The 6982-nt window shown below is 68.5% G+C and carries 6 protein-coding genes; 1 reads left to right on the forward strand and 5 read right to left on the reverse strand.

From position 1 onward, the window contains the following. Positions 1-40 precede the first annotated feature (40 nt). The 5 genes from G406_RS0120695 to G406_RS0120715 form a co-directional block, all read right to left on the reverse strand. A complete protein-coding gene (locus G406_RS0120695; RefSeq protein ID WP_037077621.1) occupies positions 41-664 on the reverse strand; it encodes an MBL fold metallo-hydrolase in 624 nt (207 codons plus the stop codon). Next, the gene (locus G406_RS0120700; protein ID WP_028935291.1) at positions 664-1749 is read right to left on the reverse strand and encodes an S-(hydroxymethyl)mycothiol dehydrogenase; all 1086 of its coding nucleotides are present in this window, start codon (positions 1747-1749) and stop codon (positions 664-666) included. The genes G406_RS0120695 and G406_RS0120700 overlap by 1 nt, the downstream gene beginning before the upstream one ends. A 23-nt stretch (positions 1750-1772) precedes the next feature. After that, positions 1773-3557 carry a chorismate-binding protein gene (locus G406_RS55235; protein WP_064742982.1) on the reverse strand — a complete coding sequence of 595 codons (1785 nt, stop codon included), beginning with the start codon at positions 3555-3557 and terminating at the stop codon, positions 1773-1775. Between the two features lie 172 nt (positions 3558-3729). Continuing rightward, the gene (gene purU, locus G406_RS0120710; protein ID WP_028935292.1) at positions 3730-4587 is read right to left on the reverse strand and encodes a formyltetrahydrofolate deformylase; all 858 of its coding nucleotides are present in this window, start codon (positions 4585-4587) and stop codon (positions 3730-3732) included. 10 nt (positions 4588-4597) lie between these two features. Then, positions 4598-5977, reverse strand: a complete 1380-nt coding sequence (locus tag G406_RS0120715) for an L-serine ammonia-lyase (protein WP_028935293.1) — start codon at positions 5975-5977, stop codon at positions 4598-4600. Positions 5978-6139: 162 nt separating this feature from the next. Between G406_RS0120715 and G406_RS0120720 the strand changes: the two genes are divergently transcribed. After that, a complete protein-coding gene (locus tag G406_RS0120720; protein ID WP_051342437.1) occupies positions 6140-6781 on the forward strand; it encodes a GntR family transcriptional regulator in 642 nt (213 codons plus the stop codon). The last annotated feature ends 201 nt before the right edge of the window (positions 6782-6982 follow it).

The raw sequence follows: 6982 nt of genomic DNA on the forward strand, positions 1-6982 counted from the left end.
GTGTTGAGTGTGGCTATAGCCACACTCAACACTCACGAGGTCAGTTGCCTCGGGTGAGCCATTCCTGCAGGTGGGGGGACTCGGCTCCGATGCGGGTGGAGTCGCCGTGGCCGGTGCGGACTTCGGTGTCGTCGGGCAGCGGGAACAGCTTGTCCTTGATCGATTCGACGATGGTGTCGAACGAGGAGTAGGACCGGCCGGTCGCGCCGGGGCCGCCGTTGAACAGGGTGTCGCCGGAGAACAGCACACCCAGCTCGGGCGCGTACAGGCACGACGATCCGGGGGAGTGCCCCGGTGTGTGGATGACCCGCAGCTCGACCCCGCCGGCGCTGAGGACCTGCCCGTCGGTGAGCTCACCGTCGGGTGTGCGGTCGGGCCAGGTCATGTCCCACAGCGGCGCTTCGGCCGGGTTGAGCAGGATCGGTGCGTTGAACCGGTCGGCCAGCGCGGGTGCCTGGTTGACGTGGTCGTCGTGGGCGTGGGTGCAGACCACGGCCACGACCCGGCGGTCCCCGATGGCGGAGGCGATCTTGTCGGCGGAGTGCGCCGCGTCGATGACCAGTACCTCGGAGTCGTTGCCGACGATCCAGACGTTGTTGTCGACGTCCCAGGTACCGCCGTCCAACGAGAACGTGCCGGAGGTGACCAGATGCTCGACACCCATCAGAACAGCACCACCGAACGCAGGACCTGGCCGCGTTCCATACGGTGGAACGCCTCTTCGACGTCGTCGAGGCCGATGGTCTCGGTGACGAACTTCTCCAGCGGCAGCCGGCCCTGCAGGTGCAGGTCGACCAGCATGGGGAAGTCGCGGCTGGGCAGGCAGTCGCCGTACCAGGACGACTTCGTCGCGCCGCCCCGGCCGAACACGTCGATGAGCGGCAGCTCGAGGGTCATGTCCGGGGTCGGGACGCCGACCAGGACGGCGGTGCCGGCCAGGTCGCGGGCGTAGAAGGCCTGCTTGAAGGTCTCCGGGCGGCCGACCGCGTCGACGACGACGTTCGCGCCGTTGCCGTCGGTCAGTTCCTGGATCGCCTCGACCGCGTCGGTCTGCTTGGAGTTGACGGTGTGGTTGGCGCCGAACTCACGTGCCAGGGCGAGTTTCCGGTCGTCGACGTCGACGGCGATGATCGTCGTCGCGCCGGCGAGCTTGGCTCCGGCGATCGCGGCGTTGCCGACACCGCCGCAGCCGATCACCGCGATCGAGTCACCGCGGCCCACGCCGCCGGTGTTGATCGCCGCGCCGATCCCGGCCATCACGCCACAGCCGAGCAGGCCGGCGACCTCGGGCTTGACGGCCGGGTTGACCTTGGTGCACTGACCGGCCGCGACCAGGGTCTTCTCGGCGAACGCCCCGATACCCAGCGCCGGGGACAGCGCCTGACCCGAGGCCAGGGTCATCGGCTGCTCGGCGTTGAACGTGGAGAAGCAGTACTGCGGGGTGCCGCGCTTACACGCCCGACACGTACCGCACACCGCACGCCAGTTGAGCACGACGAAGTCGCCCGGCTCGACGTCGGTGACCCCGTCGCCGACGGACTCGACGATCCCGGCCGCTTCGTGCCCGAGCAGGAACGGGAACTCGTCGTTGATCCCACCCTCGCGGTAGTGCAGATCGGTGTGGCAGACCCCGCAGGCCTGCACCTTGACCACGGCCTCGCCCGGCCCCGGGTCCGGCACGGTGATCGTCTCCACCGATACCGGCTTGCCCTTGGCGTGCGCGACGACCGCGCGAACTTCCTGCGCCACAGTGATCTCCTCCATTGGATAGGTCAGGCGACTGTGCTGATTCGGCTGCTGACTTGGGTCCTAGTGGTTACCTGCAGAGCGCGCCAGCCCTGGGCCGAGCTGATCGCGCGAATTCGCTGTGCACGCGCAAGATCGACCGGACGAAGCACCTGTTCGTGCACCATTCTTTGCGCGAGCAGCCGGGCCCGTTCGACACCCGGAAGGCAGCCGGACGAGATCGGCGGGGTGCACCAGCGGCCGTCGAGCTCGACGGCGAGCGTGGCACCGGTGAGCTCGGTCAGCTCACCACGTTCGTTGACCAGGACGACGTCCTCGACACCCAGCCGCTGTGCGCGACGCCGGCCGTCCGATTCGCGCAACGTCGTCCGGTGGTAGCGCCAGCGACTGGCCGAGTCGACCGGCTCGTCGTCCACCACTACTCGTGAGTGGTCTGGGCGCCTATAGGCGCCCGAAACACTCACGAGCAGTGAACCGGCGCGGGTGCAGGTCAGCCGGACGACGGCCGCCCCGCACCCGGCCAGGTGCGAGTCCAGCAGCTCGATCGCCTCGGCCTCGTCGAACCGGAAACCGAGGTACTCGGCCGAGTCGGCGAGCCGCCGCAGGTGCGCGTCCCCGTTCACCAAGCCGTGGACGGGGTCGTGACGCATCGTCTCGACCAGCTCGAACTCCGGCTCCGGCGCGCGCAGCACGGCGGCCTTCGCGTGCAGCTCGGCGTGCTCGGCGTCGGGATCGGAGCTCCAGGTGATGCCACCGCCCGTGCCGTACACGGCGGTGCCGGCGGTCCGGTCGATCGCCACGGTCCGAATCCCGACGCTGAACCGGGCGCTCACCGGCTCGCCGGGCGGCCCGACCCAGCCGATCGCACCGCAGTACACGCCGCGCGGGCCGTCCTCCAGCTCACGGATGATCTCCATCGTGCGTGGCTTCGGCACCCCGGTCACCGATCCGCACGGGAACAGCGCGCGGAACAGCTCGACGAGCCCGACTCCGGGCCGCAGCCGCGCGGTGACGTCCGAGGTCATCGTCAGCACCGTCTCGTAGCGCTCGACGGTGCACAGCGCGGGGACCCGGACGCTGCCGGTCGTGGCGACCCGCGCCGCGTCGTTGCGCATCAGGTCGACGATCATGATGTTCTCGGCGCGTTCCTTCTCGTCGGACCGCAACCGGATCGCCCGATCGTGGTCCTCCCGCAGGTACCGGCCGCGCCGCGAGGTGCCCTTCATCGGACGCAGCAGCAACTCGTCACCGCGACGCTGGAAGAACAGCTCAGGGCTGGCACTCGCGACGACGTGCCGCCCGAGGTCGAGGTAGGAGTTGTAGGAGCCACGCTGGTTCAACGCCAGGTCGCGGTACAGGTCCGAGGGATCGCCCCGGACCTCGCCACGCATCCGGACGCTCAGGTTGCACTGGTAGGTGTCGCCAGCGGCGATCCGCTCGTGCACCCGCCGGACATCACCCAGGTATCCCTCCGGCGTCCACCCCGGCCGCCAGCCGACCCGGTAGTCGGACGGCCCCGGGACCAGCGGCGCGGCCGGGCTCGGCGCGTCGCCGATGCCGAACCACACCAGCGGCATGCCGTCCGCCTCGGCGTCGTGCGTGAGCAGGTCCGGGTCGAGACCGGCCGCGGCCTCGTAGGCGACGTAGCCGAACGCCCACCGCCCCGCGTCGGTGGCCCGCTCGACCTCGGCGAGTGCCTCCGCCACCTCATCGGTTCGCGAGGCGACCACGATCCGGTCCGCGGCCGGGAACAGCAACGCCGTCCCGGCACGCAGATCGTCGAACCGTGCCCAGCCCGTACCAATGCTCACCGCTGCATAATCCCAGCTCTGCACGCCGCCGCAGCCGCGGCTACGCCAACCACCGTTCCCCAGCCCCTACCTACCGCTCACACCGCCAACACCACCGCCGCCGAGGCACGAATGTGGCTTTAGGGACGTTCAACGTCCCTAAAGCCACATTCGTGACATTCGGACGGCGTGGTCAGCGGAAGACGACCGTGCCTCGGCCGTTCAGGAGGACTCTGCTCTCGCAGTGCCAGCGGACCGCTCTTGACAGGGCCAGCGCCTCCGCGTCCCTGCCCACCGTCGCCAGGCTGCGGGGGTCGTAGGTGTGGTCGATGCGGATGACCTCCTGCTCGATGATCGGGCCCTCGTCCAGGTCCGGCGTGACGTAGTGCGCGGTCGCGCCGACGAGCTTCACGCCCCGGTCGAACGCCTGATGGTAGGGCTTGGCGCCCTTGAAACCGGGCAGGAACGAGTGGTGGATGTTGATCGCCCGGCCGTGCAACGCGGTGCACAGCGTGTCCGACAGCACCTGCATGTAGCGAGCGAGCACGACCAGGTCGACGTCGTAGTGTCCGACCAGTTCCAGGAGCTTCGCCTCGGCCTCCGGCTTACCGGCCGGGGTGACCGGGACGTGGTGGAACGGCAGCCCGGCGGCCTCGGCCATCGGCCGCAGGTCCTCGTGGTTGGACACGACGGCCACCAGCTCGGCGCCGAGGCTGCCCGCGCGCCACCGGAAGATCAGGTCGTTGAGGCAGTGCCCGAGCTTGGACACCATGACCAGGACGCGCTGGCCCCGGTCGCCGGTCACGTTGTAGGTCATGTCGAACCGCTCGGCGACCTCGGCGAACGCGTCGGTCAGCCGCGAGACGTCGCTCGCCAGGTCGGTGCCGGCCGAGACGAACGAGGTGCGCAGGAACAGGCTGCCGCTCTGCGCGTCGTCGAACTGCTGGTGCTCGACGATGTCGCAACCCTGCTCGAACAGGAATGTGCTGATCGCACGCACGATGCCGGGGCGCTGCGGGCAGTTCAGGGTCAGGGTCAGTGGGTGGGCCACGATGAACCTTTCAGCATTCGACGATGTTGAGCGCGAGCCCGCCTCGGGCGGTCTCCTTGTACTTGTCCTTCATGTCCGCCCCGGTCTCGCGCATCGTCTTGATGGCCTTGTCCAGGGTCACGTGGTGCCGTCCGTCGCCGCGCACCGCCATCCGTGCGGCGGTGATGGCCTTGATGGACCCGACGGCGTTGCGCTCGATGCACGGGATCTGCACCAGCCCGCCGACCGGGTCGCAGGTCAGCCCCAGGTTGTGCTCGATGCCGATCTCGGCCGCGTTCTCCACCTGCTCCGGGGTGCCGCCGATGACCTCGGCGAGCCCGGCCGCGGCCATCGAACAGGCCGAACCGACCTCGCCCTGACAGCCGACCTCGGCGCCGGAGATCGACGCGTTCTCCTTGAACAGCAGCCCGATCGCGCCGGCGGTCAGCAGGAAGTCGACGATCCCGTCGTCACTGAACGTGCCGATGAACTGCCGGTAGTAGTGCAGAACCGCCGGGATGATGCCGGCGGCACCGTTGGTGGGTGCGGTGACGACGCGGCCACCGGAGGCGTTCTCCTCGTTGACCGCGAGCGCGTAGACGGTCACCCATTCCATGGCGCGCAGCGCATCGGTGTCATCCGTGCCGGACTGCAGCTGCTCGTACAGGGACGCCGCGCGGCGACGGACCTTGAGTCCGCCGGGCAGCACTCCGCCGGTGCGCAGGCCGCGTTGCACGCAGTCCTGCATGACCGACCAGATGTGCAGCAGCCCGGCACGGACCTGCTCCTCGGTGCGCCAGGACAGCTCGTTGGCCAGCATCAGCTCGCTGATCCGGAGCCCGGTCTCCCGTGTGAGCTCCAGCAGCTCGTCACCGGTGCCGAACCGGTAGCGGACCGGGGTCGGGTCCGCGACGATCGCCGGGTTGCCCGCCGAATCCTGGTCAAGCACGAATCCGCCGCCGACGGAGTAGTACTCGCGACGGTCGATCTGACCACCTAGGGGATCGAACGCGGTGAACACCATGCCGTTGCTGTGGAAGTCCAGCGTCCGGTTGCGGTGCAGTACGACGTCGTCGTCCAGCGCGAACACGATGGGGGACGCGGCGAGGCCGCCGAGGTGCAGCTTTCCCTCGTCCCGGACCCGGTCGACCAGTGCCTGGGCCGCGACCGGATCGACGAGATCAGGTTGCTCGCCCTGCAGCCCGAGCACGACGGCCTTGACGCTGCCGTGCCCGTGCCCGGTCGCGCCGAGCGAGCCGAACAGCTCGCACCGGACCCGCGCGACGTCGGCCGACAGGCCCTTCTCCGCGAGGTGCGTGACGAAGGAATGGGCGGCGCGCATCGGTCCGACGGTGTGTGAGCTCGACGGCCCGATACCGACCTTGAACAGGTCGAAGACGCTGATGGTCATGGTGTCCTCCCCTCACCGGGGTGGCAGATGCACAACTGGTATATTAAGATGGTCACGAAGGTATTTCACTTGGATGCTTCCGTCAACCCTCTGGGGTGTCAGTCCTATGATGAGCTCGTGACTGCCGCGTCGATCCCCGATACTCCGTCGTCCCCCGGACCGATGACTGCGCCGATTTCGCTGGCTGATCGGGCCTACCTCGCCATCCGTGACCAGCTGATCATGTTGGACATCCGGCCGAACGACCCGATCAACGACGACGAGCTCGCGCGCTCGCTCGGCGCCGGACGAACGCCGGTCAGGGAAGCGCTCAAACGCCTCGAAGGCGACCGCCTAGTGGTGTCGTTCCCGCGCAGGGGCACGTTCGCCACGGGTGTGGACATCACCGACCTGGCTCACATCTCGGAGATTCGCCTCGAGCTGGAGCCCCTGGCGGCTCGCCGGGCGGCCAGGGTGGCGAGCCGAGACGTGCGGGCCGAGCTCGAGGAGATGGCGGCACGTACCGAGACGATGGACGTCGACGCGATCGGCAGTCACGAACTGATGCGCTGGGACCTCGCGGTGCACCGCGCGATCTACGCCTCGGCGGGCAATCCGCACCTGGAAGACGTGCTGATCCGCTACGACAACCTGGCGACCCGAATCTTCTGCCTGTTTCTTGATCGACTGACCACGGTCTCCGAGCATGTCGGCGAACACGTCGACCTGTTGCGGGCGATTGCCGCCGGAGAAGGTGACCGCGCGCACGAGTTGGCGAAAGTCCACATCGTCGGTTTCGAGCGGGCAATCCGCGCGGTCATATAGTGGCCTGGGCCACTCTATGTGCGGATCCGCAGGTCAGAAGTAGTGTGGATCTTGCCGTCGAGGCCGGAATTCGGGGCCGGACGCAGTTAGGACCCCCCGGTTTCAAGGCCTCTGAGGGCATGGAGTAACTTTCTCTTTGCCAGCGGGGAACCGGACAGAACAAAGTTCCTCAGAGCTTCTGATGAGGCCGGTCCCCTGGTT

The organism is Actinospineispora spinosispora DSM 44797, from assembly GCF_000429025.1.
Lineage (GTDB): Bacteria > Actinomycetota > Actinomycetes > Mycobacteriales > Pseudonocardiaceae > Pseudonocardia > Pseudonocardia spinosispora.